Here is an 18,794-nt window from a genome sequence, read left to right as displayed (position 1 = left end):
CCGCCTCCGGTTGATCGCGCTTCATCTGGCGGCGGCGCTTTTGCACGCGCTGCCTAGACGCGATGATGTCTTTGTTTCGAGCCCCGCTCAGGCCGAAAAGCCGCCCAAAGCATCCCACGACAGCCCCAACTCACTGCGTCTTAACATCACCCGTCCCCGAAGCCGCCTCCCCCGTCTGCACAGGCGCCGCCTGCTGCCGATCCGGATGCCTGGGATCATGCAACTGATCAGCCGACCACCCACCACCCAGATCACCAAACAACGACGCCGCATCCAGCAAACGCGTCTCCTGAACACTCAACGCGGTCTGCTGCGAGGTCAACTGCGTGGCCTGCGCGAGCGCCACTGTCGTGTAGTCCACCGTCCCAGCCTGATACTCGTTGAACGCGATCTCGGCCCCACGGTTTGCATCTTGCACGGCCCTATCCAGAACCACCGATTGCTCGGCAAGAATGCGCAACCCGGACAAGTCATCTTCCACGTTCTGAAACGCAGTCAACACCGTGCCTCGGTAATTGGCAACCGTCGCGTCATAGGCAGCTTTCGCCGCATCAACATCGGCGCTGCGCAAGCCGCCATCGAACAGCGTCTCGGTAGCACTACCACCCAGCGACCAAACGTAATTGGCCACATTAAACAACCCAGACAACGGCGACTGCGTAAGCCCGGCCAGCCCAGAGAGCGAAATCGTCGGGTAATACGCCGACACCGCCACACCGATCGCGGCGTTCTGCGCAGCCATCTTGCGTTCTGCGGCGGCGATATCGGGCCGCCGTTCGAGCAGCGTAGACGGCACACCGACGGGCACGTCCGGCAGCGTCGGCATGGCGGTGCTATGCGTAATCGACAGCTCTTCCGGATTCTTGCCCACCAGCACGGCGATCGCGTGCGCGTCTTGCGCGCGCCCCACCCCGAGATTGATCAAGTTTGACTGCGCGGTCTCGAGCTGCGTGCGAGCAGTGATCAAGTCGGACGGCGGGACGGTGCCCGCCTGATCCTGATCCGACACCACGTCAAGATAGTGCTGATAGGCAACAACCGTCTTCTGCAGAAGATCGACATTGGCGTCAATAGTGCGCAGCTCGATAATCGCCGTAGCCAACGCCACCTGCTCGGCAAGCGTCGCATTAGCGAGCGTCGCTTCGCTCGCTTGCGCCGTGGCGGCGCTTTCTTCGATCGTGCGCCGCACCTGGCCCCACAGGTCAGGCGCCCAGCTAACGTTGCCCTCCAGCGAACCCGAATTGACCACCCTCGCCGCGTTACCGGCCGCCGCACGCGACTTGGTGCCCGAACCCGTTGCGGCGATAGTGGGAAACAAACTAGCATGCGCCGCCCGCACTTCGGCGAGCGCTTCCTGATAGTTCGCGTAGTTGGCGCGCACGGTCTGGTTCGACACCGTCACCAGCGGTTCGAGCTGGTCGATCAGCGGATCGTTGAAGGCCGTCCACCAGTCGCCTTTCGGTTTGTCCGCCGCCGGCTCGGCTTGCGTCCAGCCCGGCAACTCTGAGTAGGTAGTGGCCACGCTGACTTGCGGCCGATGATAGTCAGGGCCCACCATGCAGCCGCTCACTAGCAGCGCCAGCGCCGCAACAGCCAGCGGCCGAAGCGGGCCAATTCCATCAAGGCGGTTCAGATCAATCTTCATCGTCATGCCCTCGTATCCGGTTGTCCGGGTCGCTGCGCGTCGCGATTCCATGGCAGGTTATCGGACCATCTCACCAGCTTGAAACGCAAGCGGTCGAGGTAGAGGTAAATCACCGGCGTCGTGTACAAGGTAAACACCTGACTGAGGATCAGGCCACCCATCACCGTGATACCGAGCGGTTGACGCAGCGACGCGCCCTGGCCAATGCCAATCGCCAGCGGCACCGCGCCGAGCACGGCCGCGAAGGTGGTCATCATGATCGGCCGCAGACGCACCACGGCGGCCGAGTGAATCGCGTCACGCGCCGGCATGTTTTCGTTACGCTGCAACTGGATCGCGACATCGACCATCATGATCCCGTTCTTCTTGACGATACCGATCAGGAGGATGATGCCGATCATCGCGATCACCGAGAACGGCGTGCCGAAAATCAGCAAGGCCAGCGTCGCGCCGATGCCGGCGGACGGCAGCGTCGACAGGATGGTCAGCGGGTGGATCGAGCTTTCGTACAGCACGCCGAGCACGATATACACCACGCCTAGCGCCGCCAGGATCAACAGCGGCACCGTGCCCATGGACTGCGAGTAAGCCGCCGCCGCGCCGGCAAACGATCCGTGGATGCTGGCGGGCATGCCGATCTCACGGATCGTGTTGTTGATCGACACGGCCGCCTGGCTCAACGAACCGCCCGCCGGCAGGTTGAACGAAATCGTCGCGGCCACGAGGCCGCTCTGGTGGTTCACCTGCGTCGACGTATGGCTGTTTGAGTACGAAGCCAGCGCCGCCAGCGGCACCATGGTTTCAGCGGACGTGCTGTCCGCACTGCCGGTGGAGCTGCCGCCCTTGCTGTTGGCGATACTGTTGGTGGTCGCATTGGCCTGAGCGTTCGAGTTGAGCGTGTTCGTGCTCGACGAGTTGCTCGTGCTGGTTTCCGTCGGCACCGTCACGCCCGACACCGTGGCGCCCGGCATTTGTGTTTGCGCCGTGCCGGCCGCATTGCCCGACGCCGTGCTCAGGTAAATCTGGTTGAGCGCTTGCGGGTACTGCCAGTAATCCGGCGCCACTTCCATCACCACAAAGTACTGATTGAGCGGGTTGTAGATGGTCGACACCGTCCGCTGCCCGAACGCGTCGTACAACACATTGTCGACCTGATTCGGCGCGAAGCCGTAGCGCGCCGCAGTCGAACGATTGATCTTCACGAAGGTTTGCAGACCGTTCTGCTGCAAGTCCGAGTTCACGTCGAGCAGCTGCGCGTGCTCCTTGGCGAGCGCCCCGACAAGCAGCGGTGTCCACTTGAACAGCGCGGCGGAGTCGTCGCTGGTCAGCGTGTACTGATACTCGGCGGCGGATTGGCGGCCGCCGATTCGCAGATCCTGCTGCGCCTGGATAAAGAGCCGCGCGCCCGATACCGCATTGAGTTTGGGCCGCAGGCGGTTGACGACTTCGGTGGCCGTGACATGGCGTTCCGCAAGCGGCTTGAGCTCGATGAACACGTTCGCGGTATTGAGTGCGCGGCCGCCGGTAAAGCCGGCCACCGAGTCCACGGCCGGATCCTTCTGCACGATCTCCTGCAATTGCGTGAGCTTCTTTTGCATCGCCGGAAAGGAGATGCTCTGGTCGGCAATGATCTGTCCGATCAGGATGCCGGTGTCCTGCTCGGGAAAGAAGGTGGCCGGCACCAGCTTGAACAGGAACACGTTGGCCACCAGCAGCCCGATCAACAGCAGGATGACCAGCAGCGCATGGTCGAGTACCGCCGTGAGCGAGCGCGCGTAGGCATTCTTGAAACGATCGAACTGCTTTTCGATCCACATCGCCCAGCGGCGTTTCGAATGCCCGGCGTTTTCGCGGCTCAACACATAGGCGCACATGGCCGGCGTGACCGTCAGCGAAATCACCAGCGAGATCAGAATGGCGATGGACAGCGTGACCGCAAACTCATGGAACAGCAAGCCGACCACGCCAGGCATCAGCATGATCGGCAGAAACACCGCAATCAGCGAGAGGCTCATCGAGATCACCGTGAAGCCCACCTCGCCGCTGCCTTTCAAGGCGGCCTCTTTCGGACTGAGCCCCAACTCCATGTGACGCACGATGTTTTCCAGCACCACGACCGCATCGTCGACCACGAAGCCGGTACCGATGGTGAGCGCCATCAGCGAGAGGTTGTCGATGCTGTAGCCGAGCAGGTACATCGGCCCGAAGGTGCCCACAATCGAAAGCGGCAGCGCGACGGCCGGCACCAGCGTGGCGCGCGGCGATTGCAGGAAAATGAACACCACGCCCACCACCAGCAGCACGGCGATGAACAGCGTGCGCTCCGTATCGCCCACCGAGGATCTGACCGACTCCGAACGGTCGATCGCAATGCCCACGTGCACGCTGCTCGGCAGCGTCGCCTCGATTGACGGCAGCACCTGGCGGATCTGCGCGACGGTGCTCACGACATTGCTGCCAGGCATCGGATACACGATGACAAGGATGGCGGACTTGCCGTTGAAGAGCCCGGCATTGCGGATGTTTTCGTTCGAATCCCTGACCTGGGCCACGTCGCGCAACTGGACCGGCGCGCCGTTGCGGTAGGCGACCACCAGATCGCGGTACGGCGCGGCGTGCGTGATCTGATCGTTGGACGTCACCACGTAGCGCTGGCCGCCCACGTCGAGATGGCCCTTCGCGCTGTCGGCGTTGGCCGCGCTGATCGCCGCGCGCACGTCTTCCAGACCGATGCCGTAGCTGTTCAGCTTACCCGGCTGCAACTCGACGCGCACCGAGGGCAGCGCGCCGCCGCCGAGCGTGATCTGACCCACGCCCTTGACCTGGGAAAGCTGCTGCTGAATCACCGAATCCGCGGAGTCGTAGAGCTGGGCCTTGGTGAGCGTGTCCGAGGTCAGCGAGAGCACCATGATCGGAGCATCCGCCGGGTTGTACTGGCGATAGGTCGGATTGCTGCGCAGCGTAGTCGGCAAGTCGGCGCGCGCCGCCTGGATGGCCGCTTCGACGTCGCGCGCGGCGCCGTTGATGTCGCGCTTCAGCCCGAACACGACAACGATCATCGAAGAACCGACGTAGCTGATCGACGTCAGTTCTTCGACATCGGCAATGGTGGCGAGGCGCCGCTCGAGCGGCTCGGCCACCGTCGACGCCATGATGTTCGGGCTCGCGCCCGCCATGTTCGCCTGCACCACGATCACCGGAAAGGCGATGTTCGGCAGCGGGGCAACCGGCAGCCGGAAGTACGCGAGCGTCCCGGCGATCAGGATTGCGATCGCCAGAAGCGTGGTCGCGACAGGCCGCCGGATGAATAACGCCGAGATGTTCAAGGCGCCTCCTCCGCGCCGCCTTCAGGCGGATTCTCCGGCTTATTGCGGTTGCGCCAGCGTCGCGTGCGCTCGGCCATTCTGTCGAAGAACAGATAGATCACGGGCGTGGTGAAGAGCGTCAGCATCTGGCTCAGCGTCAGACCGCCGATGATCGCGAGGCCCAGCGGCCGACGCAACTCGGAACCCGTGCCGGTGCCGAGCAGCATCGGCAGCGCGCCGAGCATGGCGGCGAGCGTGGTCATCAGGATCGGGCGGAACCGCAGCAACGACGCCTGGAAGATCGCCTCGCGCGGCGCCTTGCCGTGATTGCGTTCGGCGTCCAGCGCGAAGTCCACCATCATGATGGCGTTCTTCTTGACGATACCAATCAACAGCACGATACCGATAATGCCGATCACGTCCAGATCGCTGCCGGCGATCATCAGCGCAAGCAACGCGCCGATCCCCGCCGAAGGCAACGTGGACAGAATCGTCACCGGATGGATGAAGCTCTCATACAGCACGCCGAGCACGATATACACCGCCACCAGCGCCGCGATTAGCAAATAGACTTCGCTCGACAGCGAATCCTCGAAGGCCTGCGCCGCGCCCTGCAGCGACGAAGTGATCGACGGCGGCAGATTCACCGCCTGTTCGGCTTGATGGATGTCTTTGACCGCCGTGCTCAACGACGCATCCTTGGCGAGATTGAACGAGATGGTGACCGAGGGAAACTGCGCGAGATGGCTGATCACGAGCGGCGACTTGGTGATCTCGATCTTCGCGATGCCCGACAGCGGCACCTGGCCCGTGCTGCTGGTCTGGCTCGGTAAATACAGGTCGCCGATCGACTGCACGTTCGGCAGGCTCTCCGGTTTGGCGACCAGAATCACGCGGTACTGGCTCGACTGCTCGAAGATGGTCGAGACGATCCGCTGGCCGAGCGCGTCGTACAGCGCGTTGTCGATCGTCGCGGGCGTAATGCCGAAGCGCGCCGCCAGTTGCCGGTTGACTTCGACGTTCACGCTGAGGCCGTCGCTATTCATGTCGCTTTGCACGTCGGCGAGCGACGGAATCTGCTTCATGCGCGCGATGAGTTCCAGCACGTACTTCTGGAACGCCTGCTGGCTCGGTCCGCGCAACACGAAGCTGTACTGGTTCGGCGAGACCGTGGTGTCGAGCGTCAGATCCTGCTCAGGCTGCATATAGAGCCTGACGCCCGGCACATTGGCCACTTCCTGCTGCAGACGCCGGGCCACCTCTTGCGCCGTGTCGGAACGCTTGTCGCGGTCGCGCAGATTGATCAGGAAGCGGCCATTGTTCAGCGTCGAGTTGGTACCGTCGATCCCCACGTAGGAAGTGAGCGAGGTGACATCCGGGTCTTTCAGGATCGCATCGGCAAGCGCGCCCTGGCGATTCACCATCGCGGCATACGACACCGAGTTGTCGGCCACGCTGATACCCTCGATCACGCCGACGTCCTGCACCGGAAAGAGGCCCTTCGGAATCACCACGTACAGAATGCCGGTCAGCACGACGGTGCCGATCGCCACCACGAGCGTCAACACCTGGTGATCCAGCACCCAGACCAGGCCGCGTTCATAGGCGGAGAGTGTCTTGTCGAACAGCCCTTCGCTGATCCGCTCGAACCGGCTCGGATGACGTTCGGCCCGCGCGCGCAACATGCGCGCGCACAGCATCGGCACCACGGTCAGCGAGACGATCGCGGAGATCACGATGGTGACGGCGAGCGTCACCGCGAATTCGCTGAACAGGCGCCCGATCACGCCGCCCATGAAAAGCAGCGGAATCAGCACCGCAATCAGCGAGATGGTCAGCGACAGAATCGTGAAGCCGATCTGCCCGGCGCCTTCCAGCGCGGCTTCGAGCGGTGTCTTGCCCTCCTCCAGATACCGCACGATGTTCTCGATCATCACGATCGAATCGTCGACCACGAAGCCGGTGGCGATGATCAGCGCCATCAGCGAGAGGTTGTCGATCGAGTAGTTCCGCTGGTACATCACCGCCAGCGTGCCGATCAGCGAAACCGGCACCGATATGCTCGGAATCAGCGTGGCGGGCACATTGCGCAGGAATACGAAGATCACCGCCACCACCAGCACGATGGCGAGAATCAGTTCGAACGCCGCGTCAGAGACCGACGAGCGGATCACGCCCGTGCTGTCCGATACCACGGTCACTTGCATGCCGGCCGGCAGCGTGGATTCGAGCTGCGGCAGCTGCGTCATGATCTGCTTGACGGTCGCGATCACGTTCGCACCCGGTTGCCGCTGCACGTTGAGCACGATCGCCGGCGTGCCGTTATACCAGGCGCCGCGCTCGACGTCCTGAGCGGCCTGGCTGACCCGCGCGACGTCGCGCATGAACACCGGCGCGCCGTTCTGGTACGCGATCACCGTGTCGAGATAGTCCTTCGGGTCGGTGATCTGGTCGTTGCCGTTGATCGTGTAATCGAGGTCGGGGCCGTCGAAATTGCCCTTCGGCTGGCTCACGTTGACGTAGCTGAGCAGCGTGCGCAGATCGTCGATGTTCAGGCCATAGGCGGCCAGCTTGTGCGGGTCCGCTTCCACGCGAATGGCCGGCACATTGCCGCCGCTCGTCGTGACCACGCCCACGCCCGATACCTCGGAAATCTTGGTACCGAGACGGTTGTTGGCGACGTCTTCCAGCTGGGTCAGCGACATCGACTTCGACGTGACCGCAAGCGTCAGGATCGGCTGGTCGGCCGGATTGACCTTGGCATACGTCGGCGGCGCCGGCAGGCCGGCGGGCAAGTAGCTGTTCGAAGCGTTGATGGCCTGCTGGACGTTCTGCTCGGCGATGTCGAGATTCAGCGAAAGATCGAACTGCAGCGTGATGACCGACGCGCCGTCCGAGCTATACGACGTCATCTGCTGCAAGCCGGGGATCTCGCCCAACTGCACCTCGAGCGGCGCCGTGACCGTGGTGGCCATCACGTCGGGGCTCGCGCCCGGATAGAAGGTCTGCACCTGGATGGTCGGATAGTCGACGTTGGGCAGCGATGAAACCGGCAGCACGCGCATGGCGACGAGGCCCACCAGCACGAGCGCGATCATCAGCAGCAGCGTGGCTACCGGTCGAAGAATAAACAGACGGGAAATATTCATCGGCGCGCGAACCGGCTACGACGAAGCAGCATTGGCCGACGCCGCGGAGGCGGCAGCGGGTCCGGAGGCGGCAGGCTGCGCGGCGGCGCCACTTGCTGCGCTGCTGGCGGATGCACCGGAGGCGGCGCCGGCGGTTGCAGGTTTGGGCTTGCTCGGCTGGATTTTGGCGCCGTCGTTCAGACGGTCGGTGCCGTCCGTGACCACCTGGTTGCCTTGGGAAAGGCCGGAGACAATGACCGTGTTCTTGCCGTCGCTCGGGCCGATTTTGACCTTGTGGACGGAGACCGTGTTGTTCGCGTTGACCAGATAGACGAAGTCGCCCGGCGCGCCGGTTTGCACGGCGGGGGTCGGTACCAGCACGGCGTTTTGCATCGTGTCGACCAGCAGCTTGACGTTGACGAACTCGTTGGGGAACAGCGCTTCGTCGTCGTTGGCGAAAGTCGCGCGTAAGGTGACGGTGCCGGTCGACGTGGCCATCTGGTTGCTGACGGCGTAGAGCGTGCCGGTGGCCACCTCGCGGGCGTTGTCGCTGCTATAGGCGGTGACCGGCAAGGTCGCGCCGCCATTCAGACGTTCCACGACGGAGGCCAGCGCGTCCTGCGGCACCGTGAACTGCACGGTGGTCGGCTTGATGGTGGTGATGACCACGATCCCCGTCGACGATGATGCCGTCACGTAGTTGCCCGGGTCGACGAGGCGCAGGCCGACTTTGCCGGAGACCGGCGCGGTGATCCGGCAATAGGCCAGGTCGAGGTCGAATTGGGCGATGTTGGCGAGATCGGACTCGACCGCCGCCTCGTCCTGCTGCACGAGGAATTGCTGATCCGCGAAGGTCTGCTGGGCAATCGACTTGTGTTCGTTCAACTGCGTGTAGCGGACCAGATCGGCGCGCGCCTGGGCAAGCGTGGCGCGGTCTTTGGCGAGTGTCGCCTGCGCCTGCTGCTTGCTGATCTGATACTGGCGTGGATCGATCTGCGCGAGGAACTGGCCTTTCTGCACTTCCTGGCCTTCGTGATAGCCAACGGCGGTGAGGTAGCCGCTTAACTGCGGCAGCACGGTGACGGTGGCGGTCGGCGTGACGGTGCCGAGTTCGCTCAACGTGACCGGCATCGAACCGAGTGTCGCGCTCGCCACGGTGACGACAATGGGCGCCACTTCGCGTGAGGGTTTCTTCTGCGTCAACAGATGGACAGCGACAAGCGCGATCAGCGCCAGCACGATAACCGCAAAGATAATGAGCCCGCGTCGGGAACGCTTTGGTTGCTTGGACACGGCTTCGCTCATAGGTCTCTCCAAAAACAGATGCTGCCGTTGATAATCGGGCGGGGCGTGATGCTCTGTTGGGTTTTTGGGAGAACATGCCACGGTTCTCGTGCGTTGTCACAAATCAACGGCCTTTTGGATGGTGTTATCTAATTGCAAGCCAAGCGGACTACGCAAGCCGCATCATTCGCGACCGGCGGACCGCTACCGCCTCAACTCAGCGAGAATCTTCTCCGCCAGAAAATCGCAAGGCGGCCGCTTCGAGGCCGTGCTTCGCGCAAGCACCATCTCGAGCGCGGTAATTTCGGGCAAGCCGTGCGCGCGTCCAAGGAGGGTGAAGTGCGCCGGCACCGCGCATCGTGCGAGCGGGACAATCGCCAGGCCGGCTTCGGCCATCGACAGCAGGCCCAGCAGACTCGGACTTTCATACGAGGTCCGGTAGGGAATCTTCGCGTGCTCGAGGCTACGAATCGCATTTTCCCGCGCGACGCTGCCCGGCAGGAACACGGCGATCGGCAGCGGCCGTTCACGCCAGATTTCGTTGGCGCTCGGCGCCGCCGCCCATTCCATCGGTTCAAGCCGAATGAACTCGCCCGACAAGCCCTTGACCCGGGTCGCGCACACGAGATCGACGGAGCCATCTTTCACCATGGGCGCCAGTGCGACGCTCGGCAAGCCTACGACCCGAATCTCCACCTTCGGATAGCTCGCGGAAAACTTCTTGAGGATCGGCGGCAGCAGCGACGACGCGTAGTCGTCCGGCACGCCGATACTCACGCGCCCCGTCACGTCCGGCCTGACCACGGCCGCCCAGGCCTCGTCGCGCAATGCGAGCATGCGGCGAGCGTACGTCAGCAGCACTTCGCCGTCCTGCGTGGGGATCACATTTCTCGGCTTGCGAACGAACAGCGGCTTGCCCAGCGCGGTCTCGAGCGTCTTGATCTGCATGCTCACCGCCGATTGCGAACGATGCACGACTTCCGCCGCCCGGCTGATGTTGCCGGTGTCGGCGACGGCGACGATCATCGTCATGACGTCCAGGTCGAGCGCTTTCATTTGGTCTGGTATCAGAAAAATAGATGGATTCGATCAATATTACGCGATTTTCTAACGTGGCGACATCGGGCATAGTGATCGCCAAGGAGCCACTCAATGAACGCCCGTACCGACCCCTCAGTGCTTGCCCTGCAGGAATTGTCCTTTGCGACCGTCGCATCGGGCATCTGTGTGCCGTATCTCGAGCGCGGCGAGGGCGAACCGTTGATATTCGTGCACGGCTCGCTTTGCGACTATCGCTACTGGAATGCGCAGACCGCGGCGCTGTCGCAGCATTTCCGCTGCATCTCGGTCAGCCTGAGCCACTACTGGCCGGCCAGCGAGGCTTGCATTCAGGGGGAATTCGGCTGGCAGACGCACGTCACCGAACTGGCCGAGTTCATCGAGGCGATCGATCTGGGGCCCGTGCATCTGGTCGGGCATTCACGCGGCGGCTGCGTGGCGTTTCATGTTGCGCGCGAGTATCCGCGGCTCGTGAAGACATTGACGCTCGCCGACCCGGGTGGTCCGCTGCAGATCGAGGGGATGCCGGACGCGTCGCTGCCGCCCGCGACCAATGTGCTGCGCGCGCGCGTCGCTGAACTCATCGAGAGCCAGCAGATCGACGCGGGGCTGGAGCTATTCGTCGATTCGGTCAGCGTGCCCGGATCATGGCGCAAGAGTCCGGTTGCGTTCCGCAGTATGGCGATCGACAACGCGGGCACGCTGCCCAAGCAGCTCCGCGACCCGTTGCCTGCCTATTCCCGTGAAACGGCTCGCGACGTGAAATGCAGGACGTTGCTGATCGAGGGCCAGCGCAGCCCGCGGATGTTTCGCAACAACGTCGAAAAGCTCGCGGAATGGATCGACTATGCGGAAAGGCAAACTATCGCCGGTGCGTCGCATGGGATGAATGTGTCGAATGCCGGGGCTTTTAATCGGCTTGTGCACGCGTTCGCGAGTTTCTGAGCGGGCTCTTTCTTCGGTGCGCAGCATGCCGTCTGCAAAATCCCGCGCGCTTATATTGAGCGGACACGCGGGATATCTGCGGACGGCATAGATTTATTATTGGCCGGCGGCCGGCGACACTACGCTGGGTGTCGCCAGCGTGTTGTTGCTCTTAGGAGCGCTGGTGCCAGACGTCGAACTGCTGTTCGTGCTACTCGGCAGGCCCGAGTTCGGCGACCTGGCAGCCATACCGCTATCCGAGTTGGTGGTGCCTGGCGCGCCGTAGCCTGCCGTTGCACTGTTCGTCTGATTCGTCTGGTTCGCCGGGCCAGCCGTGCTGCCTGCCGAACCGGTGCCGCTTGAGCCTGCGGCCGCCTGTGCATAAGCGCCACCCGACAGTGTGAGTGCGGCGAGGGCCGCGATTAATAAGCTGGTTGCCTTGCTCATGACCTGTCCCTCCTTGATCGGACTCGAATAAAAGACGCAGACGATCGCCGCCTGCTTGACCATGAGTGCAGCAATCACCGTGCCGCTTGCTGTAGCCTTCCCGTCCCTGAGCTATGGCCACCTACTAATGGCCGGGTCATTTTCGACCATGCGCGGATCGTGCTTTCCGGCACCCAGACCCTTTCCACATCGCCACTAAGGCTCCAGACACGAGTCGGTTCGCCGGTTTGTTGCGAATGCGTCGTGTCCATAGGTGACCTGAAAGCGGTCACGCTCAGGTAGCCCGGACTGTATATCGAGGCAGACTAACGGTGAACACACAGCCTGTGCCAGGCATATCGCGGACGCTGAGAACACCATTGTTCGCCTCGACGCTGCGCCTCGCGATTGAAAGACCTAGGCCAAGTCCGGTCTTATCCGTGCCATTCTGGGTGAAAGGCAGGAACATTCTTTCTGCATTGCCGGACGGAAGACCGCCGCAATGATCCTTCACATCGATCAGGATGCGATCCGATAACGCGTAGGCGTCCAACGTCCCTTCGGTGTGGTGGTGAGTGAATTTAAAGGCGTTTTGCAGCAGGTTTCCCACCGCAGAATAAAGCTGATCACGGTCTCCACTGATGGCAAGCCCCTCGTCCACGGCGGAAACTGTCAATAGACACCCACGAATCTGGGCTGCAAGATCAGCGGCATATTTCACTTCAGCGATGAAGTCGGCAACGGAAAACATTCTGGATTGCACGGAGATTCCCGCTGCCGTACGTACCTCATCCAGAGAGTGATCGATCAGATCGCGCAATCCGCCCAGGCTTCGCTCCAGGACCGACCCCGTGGCTCCGGACAGACTTAAATTTCCGGTTTTCGCCGCCGCAAATGCCAGCGTTGCAGTCTGAAGAAAGTTACGCAGTTCGTGCGCGAAAAAACCCAGCCGTTCATGCATCTCAACAGCTTGCCTATCCGCGACAGCGAAATCGCGCTGATAGCTGAATTCGGTGACCGCATCGGCAATGGCATTGTCCAGACAGCGGTTGAGGGTTCGAAACTCGTCTATCAGAAACGGCGCATCGCGCTCGTAGGCGAGATCTGTAATGGCCTGGCACAAGTCGCCATAGTCGTGAACGACCTGGTCAACCGAGAATCCGAGCTTCAACAACTCGCGTCCGTGCTGTGCCGCAGCTTCGCCGATTTCGGATAACGATGCCCCGCCGCCTGAAGGGCCAGAAATCCTGCGGCTGTCCATGGGCTCCGATGTCTGCTCCAGCTGCAGCGTCCTGATGAGTTGATCGAGGAACAGCGGCACACCATTTTGAAGTTGCTGTGCGGTCGCCTCGCGCGCGGGCCTCTGCGCTACCTTGGCACGACACCGATCAATCAGTTCCCTGCGATTGTTTGCAAGAAAAACGTGCATCATGACGCGCCCCCTGGATGTTGGTTTCGTCTTTCTGGAGTGAGCGGTTTCGCGAGACCACCATGACCCGCGACCATCGGCAAGTGCCGGTGACGCCAGCCGGGTGCGCTGGTGTTCTCTTTGGAGTAGAAACTATCGCCATGCGCCATGTTACGCGCTCTGCGCCTGCGGATGAGCCGCGCCTGGACGAACGTGTAAGCGCGTGAGCTCAAGTCGAAGATCCAATCGAGGGCCTACGAGGCTCTCATAAAGAGCGCTGGCCAGCCTTTCGCAAAAGCGCGTGTGCGCGTGCTATGCCGTAGTGAAACGGGAATTCGACTGGCTGTTGCCTGATTTGAAGGGGCTATAAGAAACGCGTCATCCGTGCCCGAGCAGGCACTGGACAAAGGTTCGCGCTCGCCGGGTGCAATCGGCTACGGCGATGAGTGGAACGTCCTATCTCAATCCGAAATAGCCGAGGACGAACAGAACGATGACGACGGCTCCGACAAGCCAGATGATGTTGTTCATAACGCTCTCCTCAAGTTCGACACTAGCCAGCTCACAGCGGCGCGACGCGTAGGTCGCGGACCAACGGGCGAAGCGTGCAGCGGCACCTGGCGTTTGTCACGAGAAAGACTTGCGCGGTTGCGCCAGTTGCCGGCTACGAATGTGCGCCTCGCCAGAGAGACCAGGGAATCGCCGGCGCACGGCGGACACAAACTAACTTTCTCGCATGCGACCAGGTATGTCTGTACGGTAGCAGTCCGAATGCCCAAAGAGAGCCGATGATCGACGCGATATCGAGCGGCGGAAACGGTGTGCTGTGTCGCTGGTAATGACAAGTGCGGTGAGCATCTGACAAAATCTCTACAAGAATACTAAGAATGGAGGCAGCTTGCGGACGGTCGAATACCGCTTTTCCACCATTTGGCGCATCGATGCTCCAGTGCAGGAAGTCTGGGCGGCAATCCAGGATTCGGCGCGCTGGCCCGAGTGGTGGAATAACGTCGAGCGCGTGGACCAGCTAGAGGCCGGTTCCGATCAGGGTGTGGGCCTCGTACAGCGCTATACATGGAAAGGCTGGTTGCCCTATCGCCTCGTGTTCGATATGCGGGTGACGCGCGTCGAACCGTTGGTCGTGCTGGAGGGGGAAGCCAGTGGCGACGTCGAAGGCGCCGGTCGGTGGAGCTTTTCGACCGATGGATCCAACCTTACCGTGGTTCGCTATGACTGGTGCGTGCATACCAACCGCCCGTGGATGAATGCATTAGCGCCGTTGTTGCGACCGGTTTTCCAATGGAACCACGATGCAGTGATGCGCAAAGGCGGCGCGGCGCTAGCACGGCGACTGGACGCGCGGCTGTTTGGCATCGAGCATGGATGAAGCCGGCGCTTGCCGACAGACACAACGACACCCATTCCGCTCGCCGCAAGAGATGAGTACCTGAGTGGTGGAATCGAGATTCGACCGTTCACGCTCGACATACCGAACGAGATAGCCTTGCTCTATCCGCAGTATCAGGCGCAGGCGCGCCTCGTCACTGCGTTTTCACAAATCGCACGGCCGGTCATTCTACGTACATCCGCCATTCAGGGAACTGCTCGAAGAAGCTCTCGCTGATGTAGACCTCGTACAGGATGGGCGAACTCGCATCCGTCGTAGCAGCCGGTTCGCTGATTACAGCAATTCCCGGATCAACGCCGGTGATTCTCGCCCAAGCTGCCAGGTCGTCGGGAAGATCGGCGGCCTCTTCTCGCGGCACACGCAATTTGATCGATTTCATCGCCTTCCCTCGCAATGGAAGTTCACGGTGGGATCGCTACCCGGGGCGGCCCGCGGCGGAGATTCGCTGCCCGGCCGCTACAGCTGGTTCCACCGGCGGGAGAACACATTCGCCGCGAGCGCGGATTCCGGTTCACCGTCGTAACGGTCTTCCAGCCCGATCACGATCACACCTGTTATTGCCTTTATTCGACGATGCCGACCAGATCGTCAATGTCCTTCTGGATACGCATCTGTGCCTCTTGTACGGCGGCATCAGGTGTGTTGGCAACGAGTGGAAGCATCAACCCTGAGCCTTTGAACTCGGCTTCGAAATGCACCCATGCTGCGTACGCGCAAACACCGGAAGCCTTTTGCACGAGGTTCACCGTTACGTCATATGTGCGTCGCTTGCCGTGCTTGCGGGTGTACTGGAAACGGGTTAACAGTGGTTTGTACATCACGTTTTCCTTGGCTTGGCCGCTTCTGGTTTGACCTGTTAGCTGAGGAGGCAGTCGTTCACTGCCCAGGGACGTTTGCCGGATAGCGCAGCGTGGTGCTACCTATTTCTGCCTCGTCCAAGGTTGATGATCTGCGGAACGGCGAGCGAGGCATCGGTACGCCATCCACAAAAGCACTCGCACAGCGCACGGCAAACTCGTATGCACAGGTCTGGCTTGCGAACTCACCAAGATCGCCCAATGAGGTGGATTCGCCGTCTTCCTTCAAAATACAGGCGCGGGCGACGAACGTGTTTCCGGACCTTATCGTCGACGCCTGAATCGCTGCGCCACGGTGAAACAGAACCATTGCATGCCCTCCGATCACTGAATATGGAAGGACATTGTAATGTTGTCGTTTTCGCGAGTGGTGACTGTTACCTTTTCACATAAGGCGCTTAAGTGTGACGATAAGAGACGCGGAAGCCGGCGATATTGACTGCAGTGGGGAAGCATCGCGGCTTGGCGAGGCAGCGGTGCATTGGCAGCACTAGCAGCCGTTCGTAACCGATCAGACGGGCTCAGTATTGGCCGCCGTGCGGTGCTGTACGTGCGACAGGTTCATGCAACGATGTGCGGCTTCGGCGAGCAATAAAGCAATCGCAATCAGCGCGGCGGCCACGAGACTCAGGTACTGCCCACCCATCGACTGAAGCACTGCTCCGCCAAGCACACCGGAGCAGGCGAGTCCGATATACGTTGCGGTATTGTTGAGCGCCAGCAGCAGGGGCGCCACGCCCGGCGTGAGTTGCACCAGCCGATGTTGTTGCGGGACGATGAGCCCCCATCCGCATATGCCCCAGATCACGAGCGCGACCGCAGCGCTGAATGCATGCGCGGACGTCCACGGTAACGCACCAAAATTGATGATGGCGAGCGCCAGCATGGCATTGATGATGGTTCGGCTTTCGAAGCGGTCGACAAGGCGACCGGCCAGAAGATTCCCGGCCGTCGCCGCCACGCCCCACAGTAGAAACATCCCGGCGAGAATGCGTCCGTCGCCGTGCGTTACACGTTGCAGCACTACGCCTGCATACGTGTACACCATGAGAAACCCGCCGAAGGCGAATAGCGAAGTGAGCAAGGTTAGCGCTATGCGCACATCGCGGACCGGTGCAAGCCGTTCTCGCAACCTGATGGACGCCGGCCGGGGCACGGATGGCAGCATCGTCCAGACGCCGATCATCGCCACAATCCCGAGCAAGGTGACGAACCAGAGGGTCGTTCTCCAGCTTCCGAATCCGCCGATAAACGTGCCGATCGGTGAGCCGAGGGCCGTCGCGCCCGTCAATCCGGCCGTTACTGCGGCCAACGCACGGCCGCGTTTCTCAGGTGATGCAAGCGCAGAAGCAACGCCCAATGCAGTAGGCGAGAACAGAGCCGCGCCGAATCCCGACAGAGCCCGGCTGAATAACACCCAGTGCAAGTCCGTGGCGAGCGCGCTGAGCATGTTGCCGGCAACGAAAATGCCGAGGGCGGAAACCAGCAGAAGCTTGCGCGGCCAACCGCCCGCCACAGCCGCCATGACTGGGGCAGCCACCGCGTAGGTCAACGCGTAAAAGCTGACCATCAACCCCGCGAGGCTGACGGACGTATGCAGTGATGCAGCGACGCCTGGAAGAATACCGGCGACCACGAAGTTGTCGGTACCCATTGCGAACATGCCCACGGCCAATATCAGTAGTCGACGATCCATATGAAGATTCTTGCGATAAGCGGTTTGAGGTTCAATCCGAAGGCGCGCGTCGCCATTTGACTTGTGTGCGATCGCGGCGTCGGGCCGGCCAGTTTTTTGCGCTGGAACGATATGGGTAAAGAATAATCGTCGTTGAACATGTCTCAAATGTCATATATACACGCGATTCAGGACATGACTTGGGCAAGCGATGCACACGGTTGGCTTCGTTGCATTCCCGAATTTCTACCTAATGGGTTTCGCGGCAGCCACTGCCTTTGAATGGCGAACGTCGTGCTCGGCGAGCCGGCATGCCAGGTGACAGTCGTGTCTGAAGAGGGAGGACTCGTATTGTCCTCGGCAGATATTCGCGTGAGAACGCAGCCCTTCTGCGACGCCGCATTCGACACAGTCATGTTTGGCTCTGGTGTCGAGATCGACATTGCCTCTGCCGAATTGACTGCCGTCGTCAGGCGCGCTTTGAGAACGTCGAGGCGGATCGCGGCGCCGTGCACAGGCGCTTTTAACCCGGCCGAAGCAGGCGTTCTGGACGGTCGCCAGGCGACGACACATTGGCGCTTCGCACACGATCTGCAGTGCAGCTTTCCCACAGCTAAAGAAGTTCGTCGTGGGACCGGGTCCAGTTATTCTTCGTCACCGTCGGAATGGTCCCGTCCTCAACGCAAAAAAAAGTTTCCACACGGCCTCAGCCGCGTACAGATGGACGGCGTGGGCTTTGTGTCGGAGCGGCTCGGAAGAATATGTGGGTGATGCGCATTCGATCGTCAGCTATTGCGCGTTCAGATAGGCGGTCGGCGCGATGCCGAGCGTGCGCCGGAACATCGCGGAGTAGGCGCTGGGGCTGTCATAGCCATGCTCCAGCGCGACCTGCAACACCGACGCGCCCGCCGCGAGACGTGGCAGGCTTAGCAACAGGCGCATGCGGCGCAGCCACTGCCCGAAGCTCATGCCGAGTTCGCGATGGAACAGGCGGGCGAGCGTTCGCTCGCTGACGTTGATGCCGGCGGCAAGATCTGCGAGTGTCACCGGTGCGGAAGGGCTTGCGACCAGCTGCTCGCACAAACGCATGAGCCGCGGGTCTCGAGGCATAGGCACATGCAACTGCAGTCGTGGCGCTGTCTCGAGCTCGTCGAGAATCAGCTCCATGACGCGGTGATCCCTACCGCCGAACTCGTAGTCCAGCGGTACACGTGTCGCGGCGACGATTGCCTCGCGCAGAAACGGCGATACTTCAATGACCTCACAGCCGCCCGGGAGGCTCGGGCGGGCATCGGGGGCCACATAGACCGTGCGCATGCTGACGCCGCTGAAAAAACGCACCGCATGGTCGGAGCCGGCCGGCATCCACACGGCGCGGCCCGCCGGCACGATCCAACTCCCGTGTTCGCTCATGACCGTCATCACGCCGGTCAGCGCATGAATCAGCTGCGCACGCAGGTGGCGGTGCGGAGCGATGTAATAGCCATGCGGATACTCACTTGCCAAGGCCGCAATCGCGCGGGGCGAGCGGTGGCAATCCTCGATGGTTCGAAAACTGTCCATAGTGCGACGAATGTAGCTATTCCGACGTCGGATTAACTGAGTAAAAAATGATTAGAGGGCTGTCCGTATTGCGACGAACGTTGGCATTTTTGAACGGGATGGCCGAGGCTGG

At 61.6% G+C, this 18,794-nt stretch carries 15 protein-coding genes and 1 pseudogene; 3 read left to right on the top strand and 13 right to left on the bottom strand.

The genetic code is table 11. The features are described from left to right. Positions 1–130: 130 nt before the first annotated feature. From P0D84_RS23185 to P0D84_RS23165, 5 genes are all read right to left on the bottom strand, one after another. Positions 131–1,651, bottom strand: a complete 1,521-nt coding sequence (locus tag P0D84_RS23185; RefSeq protein ID WP_408340756.1) for an efflux transporter outer membrane subunit — start codon at positions 1,649–1,651, stop codon at positions 131–133. Continuing rightward, entirely contained in the window at positions 1,648–4,971 is a 3,324-nt protein-coding gene (locus P0D84_RS23180; protein WP_408340754.1) for an efflux RND transporter permease subunit, read from the bottom strand. The genes P0D84_RS23185 and P0D84_RS23180 overlap by 4 nt, the downstream gene beginning before the upstream one ends. Next, positions 4,968–8,099 (bottom strand): efflux RND transporter permease subunit, encoded by a 3,132-nt coding sequence (locus P0D84_RS23175; RefSeq protein ID WP_408340752.1) that lies wholly within the window; start codon positions 8,097–8,099, stop codon positions 4,968–4,970. Before P0D84_RS23175 ends, P0D84_RS23180 begins: the two co-directional genes overlap by 4 nt. 15 nt (positions 8,100–8,114) lie before the next feature. Next, positions 8,115–9,383: an efflux RND transporter periplasmic adaptor subunit gene (locus tag P0D84_RS23170; RefSeq protein ID WP_408340750.1), complete on the bottom strand. Its 1,269-nt coding sequence runs from the start codon at positions 9,381–9,383 to the stop codon at positions 8,115–8,117. 183 nt (positions 9,384–9,566) lie between these two features. Continuing rightward, positions 9,567–10,418, bottom strand: a complete 852-nt coding sequence (locus tag P0D84_RS23165) for a LysR family transcriptional regulator (protein ID WP_408340748.1) — start codon at positions 10,416–10,418, stop codon at positions 9,567–9,569. 96 nt (positions 10,419–10,514) lie between these two features. On the opposite strand from P0D84_RS23165, the gene P0D84_RS23160 reads away from it, so the two are divergent. Next, complete coding sequence (locus P0D84_RS23160; RefSeq protein WP_408340746.1) at positions 10,515–11,366, top strand: alpha/beta fold hydrolase; 852 nt, start codon at positions 10,515–10,517, stop codon at positions 11,364–11,366. A 96-nt stretch (positions 11,367–11,462) separates the two neighbouring features. On the opposite strand, the gene P0D84_RS23155 is transcribed toward P0D84_RS23160, so the two are convergent. Both P0D84_RS23155 and P0D84_RS23150 read right to left on the bottom strand, forming a co-directional pair. Next, positions 11,463–11,792, bottom strand: coding sequence for a hypothetical protein (locus P0D84_RS23155; protein ID WP_408340744.1), 330 nt, complete (start codon positions 11,790–11,792; stop codon positions 11,463–11,465). A 274-nt stretch (positions 11,793–12,066) separates the two neighbouring features. After that, complete coding sequence (locus tag P0D84_RS23150; RefSeq protein WP_408340742.1) at positions 12,067–13,203, bottom strand: sensor histidine kinase; 1,137 nt, start codon at positions 13,201–13,203, stop codon at positions 12,067–12,069. An 874-nt stretch (positions 13,204–14,077) separates the two neighbouring features. On the opposite strand from P0D84_RS23150, the gene P0D84_RS23145 reads away from it, so the two are divergent. After that, on the top strand, positions 14,078–14,566 hold the full coding sequence (locus P0D84_RS23145; RefSeq protein ID WP_408340740.1) for an SRPBCC family protein: 489 nt from the start codon (positions 14,078–14,080) through the stop codon (positions 14,564–14,566). Between the two features lie 184 nt (positions 14,567–14,750). Here the strand turns inward: P0D84_RS23145 and P0D84_RS23140 are convergent, their stop codons facing one another. From P0D84_RS23140 to P0D84_RS23120, 5 genes are all read right to left on the bottom strand, one after another. Further along, entirely contained in the window at positions 14,751–14,966 is a 216-nt protein-coding gene (locus P0D84_RS23140) for a hypothetical protein (RefSeq protein ID WP_408340738.1), read from the bottom strand. Positions 14,967–15,150: 184 nt separating this feature from the next. Further along, complete coding sequence (locus tag P0D84_RS23135) at positions 15,151–15,405, bottom strand: hypothetical protein (RefSeq protein ID WP_408340736.1); 255 nt, start codon at positions 15,403–15,405, stop codon at positions 15,151–15,153. 58 nt (positions 15,406–15,463) lie between these two features. Beyond that, positions 15,464–15,754 carry a hypothetical protein gene (locus tag P0D84_RS23130; protein ID WP_408340734.1) on the bottom strand — a complete coding sequence of 97 codons (291 nt, stop codon included), beginning with the start codon at positions 15,752–15,754 and terminating at the stop codon, positions 15,464–15,466. Between the two features lie 201 nt (positions 15,755–15,955). Then, a complete protein-coding gene (locus P0D84_RS23125) occupies positions 15,956–17,140 on the bottom strand; it encodes an MFS transporter (protein ID WP_408340732.1) in 1,185 nt (394 codons plus the stop codon). Next, the gene (locus P0D84_RS23120; RefSeq protein ID WP_408340731.1) at positions 17,122–17,280 is read right to left on the bottom strand and encodes a hypothetical protein; all 159 of its coding nucleotides are present in this window, start codon (positions 17,278–17,280) and stop codon (positions 17,122–17,124) included. Before P0D84_RS23120 ends, P0D84_RS23125 begins: the two co-directional genes overlap by 19 nt. Positions 17,281–17,330: 50 nt before the next feature. Here P0D84_RS23120 and P0D84_RS23115 point away from each other — a divergent pair. Continuing rightward, positions 17,331–17,728 (top strand): annotated as a pseudogene (locus P0D84_RS23115) (DJ-1/PfpI family protein); the annotation flags it as partial. A gap of 180 nt (positions 17,729–17,908) precedes the next feature. Here the strand turns inward: P0D84_RS23115 and P0D84_RS23110 are convergent. Then, positions 17,909–18,682 carry an AraC family transcriptional regulator gene (locus tag P0D84_RS23110; RefSeq protein WP_408340730.1) on the bottom strand — a complete coding sequence of 258 codons (774 nt, stop codon included), beginning with the start codon at positions 18,680–18,682 and terminating at the stop codon, positions 17,909–17,911. Positions 18,683–18,794: the final 112 nt, after the last annotated feature.

Source organism: Paraburkholderia sp. RL17-337-BIB-A, assembly GCF_046025895.1.
GTDB classification, from domain to species: Bacteria; Pseudomonadota; Gammaproteobacteria; order Burkholderiales; family Burkholderiaceae; genus Paraburkholderia; species Paraburkholderia fungorum_C.
This window is presented reverse-complemented; position numbering and strand designations above follow the sequence as displayed.

Bases quoted from the DNA above. Each gene is read 5' to 3' on its own strand.
- P0D84_RS23185 (WP_408340756.1), bottom strand. From the start codon at position 1,651: ATGACGATGAAGATTGATCTGAACCGCCTTGATGGAATTGGCCCGCTT.
- P0D84_RS23175 (WP_408340752.1), bottom strand. From the start codon at position 8,099: ATGAATATTTCCCGTCTGTTTATTCTTCGACCGGTAGCCACGCTGCTG.
- P0D84_RS23170 (WP_408340750.1), bottom strand. From the start codon at position 9,383: ATGAGCGAAGCCGTGTCCAAGCAACCAAAGCGTTCCCGACGCGGGCTC.
- P0D84_RS23165 (WP_408340748.1), bottom strand. From the start codon at position 10,418: ATGAAAGCGCTCGACCTGGACGTCATGACGATGATCGTCGCCGTCGCC.
- P0D84_RS23160 (WP_408340746.1), top strand. From the start codon at position 10,515: ATGAACGCCCGTACCGACCCCTCAGTGCTTGCCCTGCAGGAATTGTCC.
- P0D84_RS23155 (WP_408340744.1), bottom strand. From the start codon at position 11,792: ATGAGCAAGGCAACCAGCTTATTAATCGCGGCCCTCGCCGCACTCACA.
- P0D84_RS23150 (WP_408340742.1), bottom strand. From the start codon at position 13,203: ATGATGCACGTTTTTCTTGCAAACAATCGCAGGGAACTGATTGATCGG.
- P0D84_RS23140 (WP_408340738.1), bottom strand. From the start codon at position 14,966: ATGAAATCGATCAAATTGCGTGTGCCGCGAGAAGAGGCCGCCGATCTT.
- P0D84_RS23135 (WP_408340736.1), bottom strand. From the start codon at position 15,405: ATGTACAAACCACTGTTAACCCGTTTCCAGTACACCCGCAAGCACGGC.
- P0D84_RS23130 (WP_408340734.1), bottom strand. From the start codon at position 15,754: ATGGTTCTGTTTCACCGTGGCGCAGCGATTCAGGCGTCGACGATAAGG.
- P0D84_RS23125 (WP_408340732.1), bottom strand. From the start codon at position 17,140: ATGGATCGTCGACTACTGATATTGGCCGTGGGCATGTTCGCAATGGGT.
- P0D84_RS23120 (WP_408340731.1), bottom strand. From the start codon at position 17,280: ATGTTCAACGACGATTATTCTTTACCCATATCGTTCCAGCGCAAAAAA.
- P0D84_RS23110 (WP_408340730.1), bottom strand. From the start codon at position 18,682: ATGGACAGTTTTCGAACCATCGAGGATTGCCACCGCTCGCCCCGCGCG.